Below are 884 nucleotides of genomic sequence, written 5' to 3'. Positions count from 1 at the left end.
AGCGAAGGCTCGCCGCCATCCCGTTCCTGGTCACCAGTACGAAACCAATTCCAGCATTTCGACTGATTGGCTGCGCGCGGCTGCTCGGGATAGACCACGAAACAATTCCGGGCCAGAAAATTCATGCGTGTGCCGGCCGCGAAATCGTCCGCCGACTGGGTGCAGCCGTGAAGCATGACGACGAGGGGAAGGGGCTCTCCTCGAGAGCGGCTCGGGATGAACAGCTTGTAGGCTCGAACTCCGGCCGCGTTGCGGAATGTGCCGGCAATGAATTGCGTCCCGTCGGGCGCGATATCCGATGATTTGGGAGGAGCATGCAACATCGGGACTCGCAGACCCAGGCCAGCGAACTCTTGCATGTTGTCCAAAGGCGCGGGCCGTCCGCGCCGCTGCGCGGAAGCGGCCCGCGTGGCTGGGCGCCTTTCCTTCTTCCCGACCACGTCGGCCTTCACCTCGATGGTCGGCGGCTCCAGCCGCGCTGGCGCCGGAGGGCCCGCGCGATCAAACGGTTCTGCGGCAGTTTCACCCCGGAGCATGCGCTGCAGAAGCGCAGTGGCCTCGACCAACTTGCCCGCACGCGTGAGACGAGTGGCCTCATGGATCGTATTTCGATTCAGCATCTGCTTTACCTCGTTTTTTCGGCAAGAGCGGCCTTGACCGCGGGAGTGGCATGGAGGGCTCCGAGCACCGAGACCGACGCGATGGTGGCGCGTGCCAGGTCGGGCGTGACGTCCTAGCGATGGTTGCCAAGCCGAGGACCTTGATGTGCAGCATCTCGCCGGCGCGCTGAGCCGCTTCGAGATCCTGGCGGGTGAAGTTGCGTAGCCCGAGGTCCAAGCTGTGTCTGGCCGTCGACTGCTTGAGAACATCTGCATGCCGCTCGA

The 884-nt window shown here is 63.9% G+C and carries 1 protein-coding gene and 1 pseudogene; both read right to left on the bottom strand.

Features of this window, described 5'->3' with window-relative positions; translation table 11 throughout:
• Positions 1–620 (bottom strand): PHB depolymerase family esterase (locus IVA91_RS02435; RefSeq protein ID WP_247458318.1); only part of this gene is annotated, 620 nt, incomplete at its 3' end.
• 5 nt (positions 621–625) lie between these two features.
• A pseudogene (locus IVA91_RS02430) lies at positions 626–884 on the bottom strand (CopG family transcriptional regulator); the annotation flags it as partial.

It is taken from the genome of Bradyrhizobium sp. 153 (genome assembly GCF_023073835.1).
Taxonomy (GTDB): domain Bacteria; phylum Pseudomonadota; class Alphaproteobacteria; order Rhizobiales; family Xanthobacteraceae; genus Bradyrhizobium.
The sequence above is the reverse complement of the archived record's forward strand: the minus strand, read 5'-3'. Positions and strand labels throughout refer to the sequence as shown.